15 protein-coding genes and 3 pseudogenes are annotated in these 17,465 nt (G+C 58.4%); 13 read left to right on the forward strand and 5 right to left on the reverse strand.

Annotated elements, in window-relative coordinates; translation table 11 throughout:
- Positions 1 to 437: 437 nt before the first annotated feature.
- Positions 438 to 638 (reverse strand): annotated as a pseudogene (locus F759_RS44305) (cold-shock protein); the annotation flags it as partial.
- On the opposite strand from F759_RS44305, the gene hfq reads away from it, so the two are divergent.
- The 9 genes and pseudogenes from hfq to F759_RS0124695 all read left to right on the forward strand — a co-directional run bounded on the left by hfq (position 586) and on the right by F759_RS0124695 (position 7,397).
- Positions 586 to 999 (forward strand): RNA chaperone Hfq, encoded by a 414-nt coding sequence (gene hfq / locus F759_RS45190; protein WP_244438904.1) that lies wholly within the window; start codon positions 586 to 588, stop codon positions 997 to 999. The pseudogene F759_RS44305 and the gene hfq sit on opposite strands and share 53 nt — an antisense overlap.
- A 934-nt stretch (positions 1,000 to 1,933) precedes the next feature.
- A complete protein-coding gene (gene phaP / locus F759_RS0124660) occupies positions 1,934 to 2,515 on the forward strand; it encodes a TIGR01841 family phasin (protein WP_027802215.1) in 582 nt (193 codons plus the stop codon).
- 401 nt (positions 2,516 to 2,916) lie between these two features.
- Entirely contained in the window at positions 2,917 to 3,156 is a 240-nt protein-coding gene (locus tag F759_RS0124665; RefSeq protein ID WP_027802216.1) for a DUF2442 domain-containing protein, read from the forward strand.
- Between the two features lie 96 nt (positions 3,157 to 3,252).
- Complete coding sequence (locus F759_RS0124670; protein WP_027802217.1) at positions 3,253 to 3,681, forward strand: VOC family protein; 429 nt, start codon at positions 3,253 to 3,255, stop codon at positions 3,679 to 3,681.
- A gap of 531 nt (positions 3,682 to 4,212) precedes the next feature.
- Positions 4,213 to 4,590, forward strand: a complete 378-nt coding sequence (locus tag F759_RS0124675; RefSeq protein ID WP_027802218.1) for a response regulator — start codon at positions 4,213 to 4,215, stop codon at positions 4,588 to 4,590.
- Between the two features lie 748 nt (positions 4,591 to 5,338).
- Complete coding sequence (locus F759_RS40180) at positions 5,339 to 5,722, forward strand: hypothetical protein (RefSeq protein ID WP_051377438.1); 384 nt, start codon at positions 5,339 to 5,341, stop codon at positions 5,720 to 5,722.
- Positions 5,723 to 5,784: 62 nt separating this feature from the next.
- Complete coding sequence (locus tag F759_RS0124685) at positions 5,785 to 6,525, forward strand: 3-ketoacyl-ACP reductase (RefSeq protein WP_027802219.1); 741 nt, start codon at positions 5,785 to 5,787, stop codon at positions 6,523 to 6,525.
- 314 nt (positions 6,526 to 6,839) lie between these two features.
- Positions 6,840 to 6,976: pseudogene (locus F759_RS38480) on the forward strand (cold-shock protein); the annotation flags it as partial.
- An 85-nt stretch (positions 6,977 to 7,061) separates the two neighbouring features.
- Entirely contained in the window at positions 7,062 to 7,397 is a 336-nt protein-coding gene (locus F759_RS0124695) for a hypothetical protein (protein ID WP_027802220.1), read from the forward strand.
- Positions 7,398 to 7,894: 497 nt separating this feature from the next.
- Here the strand turns inward: F759_RS0124695 and F759_RS38485 are convergent, their stop codons facing one another.
- Positions 7,895 to 8,860: an alpha/beta hydrolase family protein gene (locus F759_RS38485; protein ID WP_051377439.1), complete on the reverse strand. Its 966-nt coding sequence runs from the start codon at positions 8,858 to 8,860 to the stop codon at positions 7,895 to 7,897.
- 332 nt (positions 8,861 to 9,192) lie between these two features.
- Positions 9,193 to 9,687 carry a hypothetical protein gene (locus F759_RS0124705; RefSeq protein ID WP_027802221.1) on the reverse strand — a complete coding sequence of 165 codons (495 nt, stop codon included), beginning with the start codon at positions 9,685 to 9,687 and terminating at the stop codon, positions 9,193 to 9,195.
- Between the two features lie 437 nt (positions 9,688 to 10,124).
- Here F759_RS0124705 and F759_RS45060 point away from each other — a divergent pair.
- The 3 genes and pseudogenes from F759_RS45060 to F759_RS0124720 form a co-directional block, all read left to right on the forward strand.
- A pseudogene (locus F759_RS45060) lies at positions 10,125 to 10,233 on the forward strand (lipid II flippase family protein); the annotation flags it as partial.
- Positions 10,234 to 10,300: 67 nt separating this feature from the next.
- On the forward strand, positions 10,301 to 10,573 hold the full coding sequence (locus F759_RS0124715) for a hypothetical protein (protein ID WP_027802222.1): 273 nt from the start codon (positions 10,301 to 10,303) through the stop codon (positions 10,571 to 10,573).
- Positions 10,574 to 11,095: 522 nt separating this feature from the next.
- Entirely contained in the window at positions 11,096 to 11,797 is a 702-nt protein-coding gene (locus tag F759_RS0124720) for an H-NS histone family protein (RefSeq protein WP_027802223.1), read from the forward strand.
- 1,547 nt (positions 11,798 to 13,344) lie between these two features.
- Here F759_RS0124720 and F759_RS45195 read toward each other — a convergent pair.
- Together F759_RS45195 and F759_RS0124740 are read right to left on the reverse strand one after the other, a co-directional pair.
- Positions 13,345 to 13,797, reverse strand: a complete 453-nt coding sequence (locus F759_RS45195; RefSeq protein WP_407668549.1) for a helix-turn-helix domain-containing protein — start codon at positions 13,795 to 13,797, stop codon at positions 13,345 to 13,347.
- Between the two features lie 455 nt (positions 13,798 to 14,252).
- The gene (locus F759_RS0124740; RefSeq protein ID WP_027802224.1) at positions 14,253 to 15,653 is read right to left on the reverse strand and encodes a GntP family permease; all 1,401 of its coding nucleotides are present in this window, start codon (positions 15,651 to 15,653) and stop codon (positions 14,253 to 14,255) included.
- Between the two features lie 326 nt (positions 15,654 to 15,979).
- Between F759_RS0124740 and F759_RS0124745 the strand changes: the two genes are divergently transcribed.
- Positions 15,980 to 17,455: a sigma-54 interaction domain-containing protein gene (locus F759_RS0124745; protein WP_027802225.1), complete on the forward strand. Its 1,476-nt coding sequence runs from the start codon at positions 15,980 to 15,982 to the stop codon at positions 17,453 to 17,455.
- Positions 17,456 to 17,465: the final 10 nt, after the last annotated feature.

Raw genomic sequence — 17,465 nt, forward strand, 5'->3', positions numbered from 1 at the left:
GAAAATCGGCCGCTGAGCCTCCGCATTCGGACCTTACTTTGAACAGCGTCGATGCCGTTAAGGACGCGCATGCGGAAGAGCATTACACATGCGAACGTTGTCGCGCAGTGTTTGCGCGAGTCCTTAGAGGACCGCCAACGCTTCGAATTTGGATGCTACTGAATGCGGGCCAACACTAGCTGTCGACGACGCTTTATCTGCAACAAAGGGTGAAAGCGTCGATGCGGGAGCAGACAGACCCACGCCGACGAACGGGTCGAAGCAATTGGCGTCCGAGTCATGCGTTATGACGCCACGGCGCTTCGCATTGACTTCCAATCTCCGCGCTGAGTGGCGGATTCTGCTTTTTCGACAGGCGCTCTTGCTCGACTCCACCTTGAACGCACGATGCTTGACGCACCGGCGCCGTAGGCGGCAAAGAGACAGACTATCTCCTGGACTGGTTTGATATTCGCAGCTTGCCTGCCCTTCGGCCCTATCTTCACGTCGAAGCTGACCTTCTGATTCTCTTGCGGCGACTTGAACCCTTCTGCGCTGATTTCCGAAAAATGAGCGAAAAGGTCTTCACCCCTGCCATCCGGCGTGATGAAACCCAAACCCTTCGCAGCATTGAACCACTTTACGGTACCGGTTGCCATCATTGTGTCCAAAATCGAAAAGGCTGGCGGCTTCAGGTATCGCCGGTACAATCGAAAGACCTATCGCTGTGACCTCGAACATGACCGGACGCCCAGGCGTACAGGACGATTTTTGCAGATGCTCCTGAACGACAAGACCACCGTAAACGTGTTCCTCGTGAACGGCATCAGACTGAGCGGTCAACTGGCCGCCTTTGACCAGTTTGCAGTTCTGCTCGAGTCTGGTCCGGGTGCGCAACTTGTTTTCAAACATGCCATTTCGACCGTGCTGCCGGCCAATGGCAGGAGCCAGGCACGTGACCCGACCGAGGTGCCAGTGAGTGGCGACAGGCCGAACCGCGTGCGAGGCCGTGTCCGATGAGAACTGCCATGAGATGTGATGGTCATGTCCAGTCGTGCAGCGAAGGCCCGCCTGGGGCCGTTGTGTTTGAGAGTGCCCTGCAGATGTACATCAAGATTCAGACGACGATTCATGACGTGCAATGCTCCGTGTAACACATCGTGACCAAGCCTGGGTACTTCAGGCTACGAAGGTGTGACACGACTTCGATGTTGATGCTTGCGGTGGAACCCCATCACTCGGGCTGGCATGTCGTTCGCGTGAACTTCACTGCACCTGAATGCTCGTTGCGGCGCGTCTTCCCCGCTCTGATTAACGCTTTAAATGCCCGGTGCAATCGACACGGATACCGTTTTCCCTATCCCGTAGGCGGACAGCAGTCACTCCGCCGCTTTCTTTGAGTGAAGTAGCAGCGCAATCACAACGCTCGCAGACGTAGGTCCGTCGGAAAACTTACTCGACGGTCGGCACCTGTTCGTGCGTCACCGGCTTTGTGTCACCATCGGGTCCCGGAAGTTCCTCTGGCGAAATAGCTGCTTGCGTGGAAAAGAACGGCGCGCTGTTCCACGACCTCGTCACCCATCGTGATGATGGTCTCCGGCGAAAGCGCCATCGCGATAAGGGCGCAGACGCATTCAGCACGTGGCGCCGAGAGAAAAAACACCCTTCTTAAAGGGTGCCTCAGATAGGCAGATTCAATTGGCGCCCCGACCGCTGCCGTCCTGTAATTGAATTTTTCGTCGTTTGCGGCTCCTGCATCTGTCGACGTCCGCAGAGCACTCTTACGCAGCCCAGCGCTGAGGACGTTGTACCGGCTCGCGGGCGACACCAATACGCCTGCGGAGCCCGTGTCGAAAATGCAGCCGACCGGGGAGCTTCCAGACGACGCGCTTCATCAGTTGGTCATCGTTGCCGAACATGCTGGGCGTTGGGCATACATCTTCTGGAGGCGAGCATGACTGATTTTCAGAGACGGGCTGCTACAGCCCAGCAAGCCAATCTTGACTTCTTTTTCGGGCTGGCCAGCAGAATGCTGGAGGGCGAGGAAAAGCTCGTCAGACTGAATCTGGATACGGCGAAAATGACGCTTGCCGATTGGCATCAACGCGAGCAGGACGGACTGGCGAAAAAGGACCGACAGGAAGTTACCGGTCTGCAGGACGCGCTGGCGCTGCATTCGGCGGAGAAGGTCCTGACGTACGAACGTCAGGTTGTGGAGATTGCGTCGACAACGCAAACGCAGCTGGCAGAGGTCGTTAATGCGCGGTACCAGGAGCTCAGCCGCCAGGTTCAATCGTTCGTCGAGAATCTCGCGCAAAACGTCCCCGTCGGCTCCGAACCCACAATCGCATTTCTGAAACAAGCCATCACGCTGGCCGACACCACTCAGGAAAGCGTGCAAAAGGCCACGAAGCAGGCAGTCGAAGTCGCGCAAAGTAACCTGGACGCCGCAACAAAAGCCGCATCGGAGGTGACCGAAGCGGCTGACGAGGTAGTCGAGAAGGCAGCAAAAGCGGCGAAGGCGGCGAAGCAATAATTTGAAGGAACGTTGAAGCCGTGGTCGCGCGGCAAGGAGCTAACGTGCCTGGCCACGCACTGCGACCTGGCGGCGACCGGACACGCCCAGTTCTCGTGAGCGCTGGTCGGTCGTTCGGGCGCACGTCATGTCCGCCGACGTCTGTTACCAGGCTCGCGCCGCGACCAACGCGTCCCAGGAGACCGTGTCACGGCACATAGCTGGAGAAAGAATGGTCCGCTGGGGCGGACCATTCTTGTGCATGTCAGCGAGTTGCGCTGAGGTGTCAGCTGGGATAGATTTTTTGCCGCCTGCTTACCCTTCGGGCCCTGCTTCACGTCAAAGCTTCAGGCGGTCGGCAATTCAGGTAGTGCTGACTCGCGTCGTCGTGCGTTCTTTCTTCAACGCCGTGGGAGGTAAGCATGCGCGGTGCGGCAGTTGACGTGCGTTTCGACAGCACCCATTTGCTTCGGGACCTGTCCGACGGTGGGGCTGTCCGATTCCCATTGAACTGGTTTCCTGTTCTGGAGATAGCAACGCCAGCCGAGCGCGAACAATTTGCTATCTCGACGGACCGCCAGCAGTTCTTCTGGCCTCAAATCGATGAGGATGTGAACGTGTCTGCGCTGCTTGCCCTTCTGTCTGATACGGCACGTCGCTAGCGCCTTTCAAAGACTTTGCAGCTCCTGCGCGACACCGGAGCGGTGTCGCCATACATCGCGTGTGGCGACGTTCAATTGTTTGTTGGGGGAGATGTCATGGAACGAATCGGAAACATCAAAATTCTGTTCGTCGCGGGCTTTGGCCCAATCGTCCGTGATGCGGACGCAAGTCACGAGCTCTACGGCGAGAGCCTTGGTATCCCCTTCAAGAAGGAGAGTGGCGGTTACCTTCACACGGAAGCTTTGAGGGGCGCCAAGAGTTTTGCCCTGTGGCCACTTTCTCAGGCGGCCCAGTCGTGCTTTGGCCAGGATTCCTGGCCCGACGACATTCCAATTCCGCAAGCTTGGCTCGAGTTTGATGTTGATAGCGTCGAAAAGGCAACGACGGAGCTTGCATCGCGAGGGTATCGAATGCTCGTCACGAGCAGGAAAGAACCGTGGGGGCAGACGGTCAGTCGTTTCATATCACCCGAAGGACTACCGGTCGGTATCACTTTCACGCCGGGGATGCGAGAAGAAAAGTAGCGTCGATTGTGCACAAATGAAGCGGCAAGGCGTCCAGCACGACGGGGCTGGTGTTGCGCGGTTCAGCATCTTCCGTCTGGCGACGGTCGCGACTCGCTTGCTTCCGTCAGCGAACGCCTTCGGAAGCCGCGCGTCGTCGGCGTGGTCGGGCGGCCCAGGAAATACTGAACCAGGACTTTTCGTTTAATAACGCATCCCACCGTCCGCCGGTGCGAGGAAATCCGGAAGATAGCGGTTGTCAGCGGAAACAGATGGTTCGTCGCACGAAGTCTCCATAGTGTGAAAGTCGTGTAGTCGGTTTTATCGGGCGGCTAAATAATTCTCGTCACGGATGTGAGTGAACGTACATACATAATGATTTTGGGAGTGCCGTCGCCAAACTCACGGACGTTCGTGCTGCTTTTTTAAACTTAAACACCTAGTGGAGTTGGGCATAACCATTTAACATACGTAAGCCATCCGAAATTATTGCGATAATATAATAATACGAATCAATGTTAACCCGATGTTTTGCATTTAAGGAGACATTGAATGGACGTGCTGGTCGTCGAAGATAATGACGTGGTCGCGGACAGTCTGGCTTTCCTGCTTGACTGCTACGGTCACCGCACCACCGTGGTGGAAGACGGAGAAAGCGCGCTCTCGCTGTTGGGCTGCCGCGCTTTCGAACTGGTCCTGCTTGACGAGAACCTGCCCGGAATCAAAGGAAGTGCCGTCGCACGGTCGATTGTCAATACGCCTTTCGCGGACCGGCCCTTCATCGTCTCCATGACTGGAGACAGTGACGACGGCGGGCTCACGCGGCTTTTCGATGTGTGTCTGCAGAAGCCGTTCTCCCTCGAGGCACTTTTGCAAGTGATTGAAGATGCTCAAGGCTGTGGGGATGCGAGCACTCTCCTGGCCGCCTAGGGATTGCTTGGCTGTCAGATGCGCTCACCTCAAGGCCGAGCTAAACGCAAGCCAGGGTTGTGCCTGTCCGGATGGCTTGGACGACCTTTTTGTCGTATGTGTGTAACGGCAACGTGAACATTTACTTATGGGTTGGCGCCAGTGCACACGCGAAGGAATAGTTGTTCTCGCAACTATTAACGCCAACCGGCGTGCCGATGAGAAGGCAACATGGCGTCATGAGCCCGTCAAGACAAATATGTAGATTCGGCCGGCACGAAAAGAACCGGTGTTGAATTGCAAAAAATATAATCTGAGAGAAGCTAGACAAATGAACCGACATACTCAACGTACCGGTCATCTCGAACGTAGTGCCGGGAACGACCGCCTGAGGCGGGCCTTGGCCGCACGCCTTGACAAGGCACTAAAACGAGCTGGCGTCAGCTCGGCACGCGCAGCGAAGTGGCTGGGTGTGAGCGAATATGACGTGCAATATTGGCGACGCGGAATTACCGTGCCGCCGCTGAACGCTTGTACGCGCCTCGCCGCCGTCCTCCATCTCGATGTTCACTGGCTTTGCACGGGGCAGCCTCCGGTCGCCTGATTCGCAGTTCGCGGGAATCGCGGGACAGGGGAATTTGTGCTCCGTGGATTCCCGTACGTTCTGAAGTTCGCAGCCCGGTCGGCGTCGCACTCGCAGTGATGCAGTTGCACGCATTTCGGATGCGGCACAGCAGGCGTCTCTTCCGCAAACCCGGAGGGAATCAAGGTGAAGGCAGTTAAACAGGATGCGGCATTCGACCAGGCACCGCATCTCAGTGAGTACGAGATGGAGTTGTCGCGAGGCGCCTCGCATATCGCGAGCACGCTGTACGAGGAAAGCATGTTCGCTGCGGTCTCGGAAACCATTCTGGAGTTCGAGGCCGCGTACGGACGCGACGACCTGAAATCATTTGCACACGTCCTGCTCAGAAGACTGGAGCAGCGCGGGAAGCCGCTGGCGGGCAAGGTGCTCCAGCACGTTATTGAGCGCGGCCGTTTGCCAGAAGAGGTACCCAGCGCGCCGCCAGTACTTGTGTCTGCTCGCAAACCTGCCTCCCGGAAGCGGCAAAGCGCGGACTCACGGGAGGCCAGGGCGCGCGAAGCAGCGTGAGCCGCATATTTGCAGGCGAACTTCAAGTTTCAATTCTTAACCGCAACAACCGAGGGAAGAACATGTCAAAGCGAATCGCTTATGTCACCGGCGGCATGGGTGGAATTGGTACAGAAATTTCTCAGCGGTTGTTCAAGGACGGATTCACGGTCGTCGCCGGTTGTGGGCCCAACTCTGCCCGGCGGGAAAGATGGTTGAAGGAGCAGGAGGCGCTTGGCTTTTCGTTCACCGCATCAGAAGGGAATGTCGGTGACTGGGAGTCTACGGTGGCGGCATTTGCCAGGGTGAAGAAGGACGTCGGCGAAATTGATGTGCTGGTGAATAACGCCGGCATCACGCGGGATGGCACGTTCCGGAAGATGTCGATGGAGAACTGGAACGATGTCATTGATACGAACCTGACGAGCCTCTTCAATGTCACCAAGCAGGTCATCGAGGGGATGGTGAGCAGGGAGTGGGGGCGAATCATCAACATCTCATCCGTGAATGGACAGAAAGGACAGTTCGGCCAGACCAACTACGCCACTGCGAAGGCAGGCATTCACGGCTTTACGATGTCGCTTGCGCAGGAGGTAGCGACGAAGGGCATCACGGTGAATACGGTTTCGCCCGGATACATCGGCACGGATATGGTTCGTGCGGTGCGTCCTGAAGTACTGGACGCAATCATTCAGGGCATTCCGGTGCGCCGTCTCGGAGAGGCGTCGGAAATTGCTTCAATTGTCTCTTGGCTCGCCAGCAATGAGTCCGGCTTTGCGACCGGTGCTGATTTTTCGCTCAACGGTGGGCTTCACATGGGTTGAGGTCTCTTTGGACGCGTGGTCCGCGCAGGCCGCTAGAAGTCCCGGCCTGCGTTTTCGCCAAGGTGACGACGAGATGCAAGCGGCTCCACGGCGCCCACACTGATGGCGTAATGCTGGGCCGGTCGCGACATCGACGACCGATGTGACTCGCGAAGACAGTGTCGGCGTGGTGAGACTCTTCGTCCTGATTCTCCGCGCTGGGAAATCCAGCAAACGCGAATGCGACATTAAACTTTTGTGGAGTGAATATGACAACCGGAACTGTAAAGTGGTTTAACGATGCCAAGGGCTTCGGCTTTATCACGCGGGACGACGGCGAGAAGACCTGTTCGCCCACTTCTCGGAGGTTCAGGGCAGCGGCTTCAAATCATTGCAAGAGAATCAGAAGGTCAGCTTCGACGTGAAGCAGGGGCCGAAGGGCAAGCAGGCTGCCAACATCAAGCCGCTGTAACAAGCCAGACGCCCGCCTCGTTGCGATGAATGGGACGTTATGCGCCCCATTCGCAAAAACGTACGACAACCAGCCGGAGACTCGCATGCACGACGTGCCGCATATCGAACCCTCGTCCTGCCAGGTTACCCGCAAGACGTTGCGCTTTCTCGCACGCGACGTCCGAAATCCTGGCGCGGCCCTGGTTTACTGGCTGGGGGTGACGGAGCCCTCTGCGGAACCCAGCTTTTTCAACGCCATGCAAACGTACGGACCGTTGATGCAGCTGGTTCTACCCGACGAACGCCCGGGCGTCTTCGTAGAGCGGGACGCCGTTCAGAGAGTCCAGGATTCCGGAGTCGTGAAGCGACTCGTTTTCAAGGACGGGTCGTCGCTCGACGTTCGATATGACGGGCCGTGCCGCGACCTCTACAAGGGGTGAATCGCGCTAACGGAGCAGAAGGGATACCTTGTGCTCACGGCCGGGACTGGACAGGCGGCGCTCGCCGTAGCTGCCATCGAGAGCCCTGGTCTGATTGTGACCGGCTGGATGATGCCGCAGATTGACGGCGTCGGATTGTGTCGAGGCTAAGGGCGATACCGCCCCGCCCGACATTCCAGTGGTCAAGCTGTCGGCGGCGCTACCGCCTGAACCGGAGGACCGCTATGGGACGTACTGTTGCTAAAGCCCGCCCCGATAGGCCAGCTGATAGAGGCGATTCATGGTCTGCTCGACAGAGCGCATCCGGAAGTACCGGGACGGATGTCCGAAGAGTGAACATGCAATATCCCGCTACGGAGCGGATGCTTCTGTCCTGAGCGTCAAGGGGGAACTGCGGAGACGGTGCAGTACCTGTGATGACTGCATCCTGGACGTCGTCGGCAAAGACACGCCGCTGGCGAATTCTGCTAGAACCTTGCAGCTATATTCTGCGAAGTTCATCGATTCGTAGGCGTTGGACCGCTCGGCGTGCCTTCGCTCAAGGTGCCGGCATTCCGGCTGCGGGTCGAGAGCAAGACGGGAGAGACAAATCTCTCGAATTCCGGCTCCCAGATTGGAATGGCACTGTCGACAGCGAACATCCCGTGTCCGTCACGGCCAAACGGCTGTTCAATTACGAGTTGACCATTTCCGCCCGCGGCCTGAAAAGCGCTAAACCACGTCCGAACGACATCCGGCGAGAAATACATGTCGTTCTGGACGTAGTGCCAGAACACTGGAATGCGCGTTGTGGCCGCAAAGTGTCCGATTGCATTGGCCATTCTTTCGGGTGCGCACGGGTCGCCGGGGTTTGTAGCGGGGCGACCGCCACGTCCGCCCGAGAAGTTCACCACCGCGACGACGCCTTTGGGCGCATAGCTGGCTGCGGCGAGTGACGCAAAGCCGCCTGCAGATTGTCCAACCAGAATCACGCGGTCGGGGTCGATTTGCGGGAGCGTATCTGCAAAGGCCACTGTGGCCAGCAGGTCCTTTGCGGCCTCGGCTCCGGCCGCCTCAAAATCAGGCGCTCTGCATGAGCCGGTGTTCTCGGCGAACGTACCGCCTGTGGCGCCATATCCGCGCCGGATGGGAACGATAACGGCGAAGCCCATTCGCACAAATTCGCGAACCTGCGTAATCTTGCGATAACGACCAATCTTTATCCTGTCATGCGCGTTTGGCGGATTACCGTGACTCAGAACGATAAGCGGAAACGGGCCAGCGCCATCGGGCATATAGGTGGTCGCGACAATTTGGCGCTGGCTGGTCCCGAATAGTCCCTTCTCCATCATCGGCACGGCCACCACAGTCTCGTGCAAATCTGTCGCAACCGGGTCGGATTCAGCGGCGCTTGCAAGGTATTGCCACTGCGCGAGGACCAGGAGGCAGACAAGCAATCGAAATTCGCGCGACCGGTTTTGCATAGGTTCTCCGCAGCTTCCATTGGACAATATTGAATGTGAGCTCCGTCTGGCAGAGGCGCCGATGCCACTCGCAGAGGCCGTCCATAGCGTTCACACGCCCGAGCAACAACATGCCTGACTGCCTGTCCGCGCCTCTTTGCGACTTTCTCGCACGGACCAGCCCGTACTAATGCCGACCGCTGCGCATTTCCTGACTGATGCGATTCGTGACAACAACGCTCGGCACCGGATGGTGACGTTGAGATTTCCACGCCACAGCAGCAGACGCCCGCAGCGACAGAGTCGGCAACTGCGCCCTCATACCAAGACAGGTTGCTGGCGACTTCCGATGTCTATCTGGTTATCAAAATAAATTGCACACCATCGTCATTCACGTCAAATGTGGCATATGCGGAATCATCAATGGCATATTGATACCCTTGCATCACGAGAAAAGCAGGAAAAGGCTTCTTGACGGGATTGCCAAGCTTCGATGTAATTTTCCTGGCATCATCACCCAGCTTGATGCCGAGAACATTGCCAGCGAACGGTGCGTCAAGGCGAATCGTCTCAACATTTCCGTTTGCACCGAAGAACGCCCAAATTCCTCTCGTCCGCAGATGCAAGATGGCCTTGCCCTTGTTCGGGTCTGGAAAGTTTGGCGGTAGAGCCGCGTTCCTCGCCATGGGCTCGGTTTCCGCGGTCGTCCTCAGAGCGGCCTTCACTGTCGCCACGTCATCTCCCAGTTTGAACCCCAAATCCGGAAGCGCAACTGTCTGTGCAGCGGCCCACTGAGCTGACGCAACCGCCCCCAGCACCGCAAGCGTCGCCATTATCTTTTTTGTCATTCTGTCGTTTCCCCGCCGTCGTCGCGGCTTTAAATATTCGAATTGCTTTTCAGCCCGCTATGTTCTCGCTCGCCATGAGAGCATTCGAAGGGCTATTCGGTCAAGGGGATAAAAGAAAACGTTTGGGGCGAAGGTAGTTGTAAGAAATGATGGCGTCACCGCCGTCCCACACAGCAATTAAACGCTGCATCGCAATTTAATGAGGAAGCGCTTTCTTGATGTGCTATTCAACGCGACGCTCGAGTCGCTCGATATGCCGGGATATCCGGAATGTTGTGCATTGGTTACTGTGGGCAATTCTGCGGCCGGGCAGCTAATTGAGAACAATGGGTTTCTGCCTTTTGCCGACTAACTTTATCAGTGTCGAACGGATGTGGTATCACGCGACCGCGACGGTCCGGTATAGTCGAGTTGGCGCCAACTCTCGAAGTGGTCGCATGGACGCTCAACTGCTGATTTTGTGGACTTGCATTTGTAATCCACGTCATCGCAACATTGGCCTACGCGGTGCGAATCGCCGGCGTCCGCACTCGCCGGATTGCAGTAGAACGCCTCACCTGCGTTAGAATGGATTGAGCACCGGGAAGGAGACCTCACCGGGAAGGAGACCTGGATGATACGCAAGACGCTCAATGCTTCGCAGCTTCAGCAGGAAGTCAACCAGCGAATCCATCGACTGCAGGAAATCGTCGAGGACGGCGTGAAGATTCGTGTGCCGCGGCCGCAGTTGCAAGAGGCCGACAAGTCCGGCTGCAACTGGAACATGACCCACTTCGGCAACGCGGTTGGCTTCGAGCGCGACATCGAGGGCGTGCTCAAGGCCGTGCGTGCGGAATACAATCTCAGTACCGAAGTGAAAGACGCCAGCAATCCATTCGGGGACTAACCGCGAAACATCGATTCGCTGTTCGTTTTTGACGGTGTGAGCACTATTGACGCGCCTACGTCATCAACGTACCTCATCGCGGAGTGCCGGCAGACGTCTTGTAGTGCCCACGTCAGAAAATCGCGGTTCATGATGCGACGATGCTCCCAGAACTGTAAATCTCGCAATCATCCCCTTGCACGCGAGCGCTCAGTTTCTTGGCGACAACATTAGCTTCTGCTCCTTCTAGCGCAAGTCAATCCAGTAGCGCGACCGGCATGAGCGCCGACCTGATGACGGCCTTGCTTGTCGCGGTCGGGTTCGGCGCTCTCTTCCAACGCGGAAGGAGGCGCGGTGGAAGTACCGGAGAACCGCCAGGTAATGTTCGAGGCAAGGACAAGCCGTGAGCGGGCCGCATTGAAGAGCCCGGAGGGCAGCGACGGAGTGCTTTGATTTTTGGTGATACACCGCTTTAGTCAATGCACTAGCGTTTTCTAGCGGGACCGTGGCATATTGCGACCACATTTATGAGGAGGCCACTTGATGGCAACGACTTTGGAAGCAATTCAGGCAAGGATAGATAAATTGAAGGCAAAGGCGGATGCGCTGATTGCAAAGCAATCCTCGGGCGTCATCGAAAAGATTCGCGAGTTGATGGCAGAACACGGCCTGACGACCGCCGACATCGATGCGCACACTGGCGGCAAAAAGCGTGGACCCAAGCCGAGCACTAAGGCCGCCGCCAAGTCGTCGGCTTCGGCCGCAAAGTACCGCGACCCCAAGACGGGCGCGACATGGTCGGGTCATGGCCGCGCGACGGGCTGGATTGCTAGCGCGAAGGACCGCTCGAAGTTCTTGGTTGAAGGCAAGGCTGTGGTGTCGGCACCTGCCGCCAAAAAGTCAGCGAAGGCCGGAAACTATGTCAGGGGCCCCCAGCCGGCGCTCTATCGGGACCCCAAGAGCGGCGCGACGTGGAGTGGACGTGGGCGCGCGCCGGCGTGGATTGCTGACGCAAAGGAACGCAGTCGATTTTTGATTGACGGCGCTACTGCGGCCGACAAGAAGCCGGTGGTCAAGAAGGCTGCTGGCAAAAAGGCCCCGACGGCGAAGAACGCTGCTGCCAAGAATGTAGTAAACGGGAAGGTGCCGACTAAAAAGGCCGCGGCGAAAACGGTGCCGGGCAAGCGCTTGACCGCGCCCGATTCGGTGGCCACAGTCGAGTCTGGCGCCGAGTCGACAACCTAACCGTCGCTGGCAAGTGTCCAGTGGACCAGCGATTTTTGCTGGTTCCACCGGGTACAGCAAGCCGACGAAGTTTTATTGAGCGTGTGCGGCCTGACGTTGCGCGGCTTGCTGCTGCGCCTGCTGCTCGGCTTGCTGTTGACCGCGCCCGAAGGAAGCGATGAGCGTCATTCGCAATATAGCTGGGAAAGAAGTCGTCTATGAGCACTTCTCCGGTCAGCGCGAAGTTTCCGGAGGGTCTCGGCGCGAGCAGGAAATCCAGGATGCGTTTACTAGTTGGGCACAAGCATCTCGCGGCCCGACGGGCCATTCGTCGCAAGCTCGGTCCTGTTCAATGCTTGGTTGCTTAAAGCGTGGGCAGCGGCTCGGCGTTGCGAACCGTTAAGTCAGGCAACCTAGTTGCGTCGCCACGTCGTTTAGGTCCGCCGCCTCATAATCCCATGGTTGTTCAGCGCGTAAGTCGCTCTGCTGGTCCGGGCCATGTTCGGCGGGCCGAAGCTCCTGAGGCAGTGTTTGTTGCATGCAGCGGACGACGCTTCCTCTTCGATTTTTTGCGATAAAGCGGTGTTATGGCGGGGAATCGCTCTTCGATAATTCCAGCATTGTTATCGCGGTCTCACTGTCGCTGGAAGGGCGTGCGACAGTTAGCTTTTGGGGGATGGTATGCAGTATTGAGCAAAATCCCGGGCTTACTGGTCTACTGCTCGTACCGCGCGAACAGGTGTTGCGGAACCGCTCGACCCGCACGAAGCGAGGCCGACGTACTCCATGTTTCGCTTTCAAGAACTGGGAACACGAGCGAGGAAATGCTTGTCCGGTAGCTCCAGTCTTTGGCGAAATGGTCCTTCTGCAAGCAGCACGATGTCCGCGTCCCGGGGAGGACGCGTCAGCGCGACAAGAAGGGATGCGTGGGTGCGGAACCCGAGTGCAGCAGCAATCGCTTCAGAAAGGTGCAAGGACTTGATGTTGACAAACGCGTCGCGCGTGAGCTTCTTCAGGTTCGCGAGCGGAAGCTGGACAAAACAACGCTAGCCATGACATGACTCCGGTTTTCAGCCGATGTTTCCCGAATCCGCCACTCTGCCGTAGCGCCGTCGCTGGGTGCCGAAGCGCCAGCGGTCCACATTGATTCCAAGACGCTCCGCGCGCAGGCCAACCTGTCGAGTGTCCGTCTCAGGCGTCCGCGCATCTCTTCTCGCAGGTTGAGTTCTCAGGTGACGAGCTCGCGCCGGACACAGCGTCTGGTAGGGCATTGATTGCGCGAACACCTTCACATCTAGTTTGGGGGACACTCCTGACGGCAGCTCAAATGGCGAACGCTATCCTGTATTATCGAGACGGGCGCCTGAGTCCAACCTGTTCCCGGGTTAAAGCAGGCAATCGAATTCTTTGGCATCAAGCGGCCTTGTATCCGGGCCGATGCGTAATCGGGAAGCCGTGGGATTGCTGGCAAAGGAGTGGCCGGATGAGTATCCGGCTGGGGCCGTCGAACGCATGCTGGGTGCGCGCGGAACATCCTCGGATGCATTTTAGACCGGTCCGTAACGCATTTACTCCTTGAAAAGAAGCGACGCCTGCACTTTCAGCGCTGCCGCAATTCTATCCACGACCTCTAGCGACATATCGGGCGCAGTTCGCTCAACGCGCCAAATGTAGCCCCGAGGAAGGGAGGCAGCACGGACCAATCCTTCTTGGGAGAGTCCCAGCTGTTTCCGGTACCTGAAGACGTTCTGCGAGACGCATTGGCAGAGGCTAACGTTGCGCCGTCGACGAACAGAGGGTGCCGCTGAAACATCAAAAAAATCATATGGGTCAACATCTAAAGCGATAGCGAGCCGCTCAATCGTCTCGACTTGCGTATTTGCAGCTCGCTTCTCAATGAGATAGAGAGTGTTCCGACTAATGCCGGCAGCAATCGCGAGCGCGGATGCCGGCATGTTCCTGCGCTTCCTTAAATGGAGAACCGAAGAGGAAAGTTGCTCGCGGAGAGCGTGAGTTGCCACCAGAATTCGACTCGACTTTAGATGTGGACGCAACCTAGGCCCAAAGATGTCGCGTCAGTTTACACGAGGTATCTAAAGTGGAGGGCGAGCGTTATGCCCGGCGCAGCGTTCTCGCCGTGGGTCGGTAACAATCTCGGGAAGATTGTCGTGCAACCACTCGGTGTACGGAGTGGTTAGTCTTGAGAAAATAATCCGGTCGAAAGCGAGGGTACGCCTTCCAGCAGCCCGCTTGGGCGCGGACCGCAAAGATTCCGTCTCCTAGGTAGCAGTGACTAAAGATTCGAAAAACTACAACTGGACCGCCGCGAAGTATCCGGCGACCCCCGAATCAGTCGAATTGCGTGTTGCGGACGGAAGGCCAGGTTCGCAAGTAGAGTCGACGATGGGAGCGACAATAAAATCCTTAAATCATCAAATTTATTGTCGCAGCGCCATCGTCCCCCTCAAGCTCGCGCTTAAACGAGCCCGGTCGTGTAATAAACCGCGATTACGAAGAAAACAGCCAGCGTCTTGATCACCGTTACCGCGAAGATGTCGCGATACGACTGACGGTGCGTCAGTCCGGTCACCGCCAGCAGCGTGATGACCGCGCCGTTATGCGGCAGCGTGTCCATGCCGCCGCTTGCCATTGCAACCACGCGGTGCAGCACTTCCAGCGGAATATGCGCGGCCTCCGCACCCTTGATGAACACATCGGACATGGCCGCGAGCGCGATGCTCATGCCGCCCGACGCGGAACCCGTAATGCCCGCGAGCGAACTGACCGACACCGCTGCATTGACGAGCGGGTTCGGAATGCTTTTGAGCGCGTCGCTAACCACAAGAAAGCCGGGTAACGCGGCGATGACACCACCGAAACCGTATTCGGAAGCAGTATTCAGCGATGCCAGCAGCGCACCCGCCACCGCAGCCTTGGTACCGATTGCAAAGCGCTCGCGCACGCGGCCGAACGCCGTCAGCACGACCATCACGATGCCGAGCAGCAACGCTCCCTCGACGGCCCAGATTGCCACGACGGTCTTGATCGTCGTGGTGAGCGGTGCGTGAACGCCCGGCAGAATATCAGGCGCGATCGTGTACGAAGTGCCGTAGGCCGTGGGAATCCAGCGAGTCAGCAGGAAATTCGCGACGCCGACCAGCACGAGCGGTGCGACCGCGAGCAACGGATGCGGCAACTGCTTCGACTCGACGCGTTCCGGCTCGTTGACGAGCTCCGTGCCATAGCCTTCACCGGTTGCCATCGCGGCGCGGCGGCGCCACTCGAGATAGCTCAGGCCCACCACGATGATAAACAGCGAGCCGATCACGCCGAGCGCGGGCGCGGCCCACGACGTCGTCTTGAAGAAAGTCGTGGGAATGATGTTCTGGATTTGGGGCGTGCCCGGCAGCGAATCCATCGTGAACGAGAATGCGCCGAGTGCGATGGCGCCAGGCATCAGGCGCTTGGGAATATTGCTCTGGCGATACAGTTCGGCCGCGAACGGGTAAACCGCGAACACCACCACGAACAACGAGACGCCGCCGTAGGTCAGCAGCGCGCACACAGCGACGATCACTGCGTTTGCGCGCGAGCGGCCGATGTAGCGAATCGCGGCGGCCACGATCGACTCCGAGAAACCGGACAATTCGATGACCTTGCCGAACACGGCGCCCAACAGGAATACGGGGAAGTAGAGCTTGACGAAGCCGACCATCTTCTCCATGAAGATGCCGGTGAAAACCGGTGCGACGGCGGCTGGATCGACCAGAAGGACGGCGCCGAGTGCGGCAATCGGCGCGAACAGAATGACGCTGTAGCCGCGATACGCGGCGAACATCAGAAACGCCAGCGCGGCAAGGACGATAACAAATGACATTGAGTCTCCAGAAGCTTGGTTTGTTCTACGTGTACGCCGTCCCCGGCTAGCGACGGCATGGCGCCCGCGAACGCAGGTTCCATGCCATCAGCCCCGCAACGGCTCGCGCGCTGATGCGGCGGGCTAAAGCGGGCAAAACCGGGCGACGGGGTGCCGCAGATTGTACCTAAACGTCTCCAAACGGGGACGCGAATCATGCGGAAATCCGCCGGTGTCGGGATAAAACCTTTGCCCGATAAGCTTGTCGGCGATCTCTTCGTTGAGATAAGCTTGTCCATGAAATGAGACAAGCGATAAATAGAACGATAGACGGAGACAGCGACAACATGATGAACGACTGGGCGGGCCTTCCCGCCACCTACGGCGACGTCCTGCGCCGCGCGATGGATTCGCTCTTTCGCACTTTCGAAAACTTCAGCGAAGGCACCTTCATCGTCGACGCTGAAGCGCGGGTGGTCTGGATCAACAAGCGCTATGCGGCGCGGTTCGGTTTTGCGGACCCCGAGCAGGCGATTGGCCGCGATTGCGAAGCGGTAATTCCAAATAGTCTGATGCGCGAAGTCGTGAAGACTGGCAAGCCGATCCTGCTCGACATTCTGGAAACAGACCGCGAGCCGCTCGTCGTCACACGTCTGCCGCTGAAGGACGACGCGGGCGACACCGTCGGCGCCGTCGGCTTTGCGCTGTTCGACGAACTGAAGGCGCTCACGCCGCTTTTTTCGCACTATTCGCGCGTGCAGGAGGAATTGATCGCGACGCGCCGGTCGCTTGCGCAGGCGCGCCGGGCCAAGTACACGTTCGGCAGTTTTGTCGGCACGAGCGCGGCGAGTCTCGAAGTGAAACGCCAGGCGCGCCGCGCGGCGCAACTCGAATCGCCGGTTCTTTTGCTTGGCGAGACCGGCACAGGCAAGGAACTGCTCGCGCATGCGATTCACGGCGGCTCGGCGCGCGCGAATCAGCCGCTCGTGACGGTGAATGTGGCGGCGATTCCCGACACCTTGCTCGAAGTCGAGTTCTTCGGCGCGGCGCCCGGCGCGTACACGGGCGCGGATCGCAAAGGCCGCGTCGGCAAGTTCGAGCTGGCGAACGGAGGCACGCTTTTTCTCGATGAAATCGGCGATATGCCGCTGCCTTTGCAGGGCAAGCTGCTGCGCGTGTTGCAGGACAAGGAGTTCGAGCCGCTCGGCTCGAACCGCATCGTGGGCGCCGACGTGCGGATCATCGCGGCCACCTCCGCCGATTTACCGGCGCTAGTCGCGGCGGGACGTTTTCGGGCGGACCTGTTCTATCGCCTGAACGTACTGACGATCCATGCGCCGCCCTTGCGCGAGCGCGCTTCCGACATCGAAGCGCTCGCTTACGCGATGCTCGAAGACCTGTCGACGCAGGCGCGCGGCGGCAGCCACTACGAGTTGCAGGACGACGCATTGCGCCTTCTATGCACATACGCATGGCCAGGCAACGTGCGCGAGTTGCGCAATACGCTGGAGCGCGCCGTGATGCTGTCCGACAGGGAGCGGATCGACGCGCGTGCGCTCGCACCGTTCATTGGTTCGGGGCAGGGCGGCGGACGCGCTGCAAAGCAGCCCGCGCCGGATGGTCAGTCGCCGGCTACCGCCGCAAGCGCGAACTACGCGATGGAGCCCTCGTCGTGGAACGAGGCAATGGCGGCGTTCGAAAAGCGCTTCCTCAGCGATGCACTGCGCGCCAACGGCGGCCGCGTAATCGACACCGCCGCTCAAATCGGCATGGGGCGCGCAACGCTCTACAAAAAGATTGCGGCGCACGGCATCGTAGTTTGAGAAAGTCGGT

This window comes from Paraburkholderia dilworthii (genome assembly GCF_000472525.1).
GTDB lineage: Bacteria > Pseudomonadota > Gammaproteobacteria > Burkholderiales > Burkholderiaceae > Paraburkholderia > Paraburkholderia dilworthii.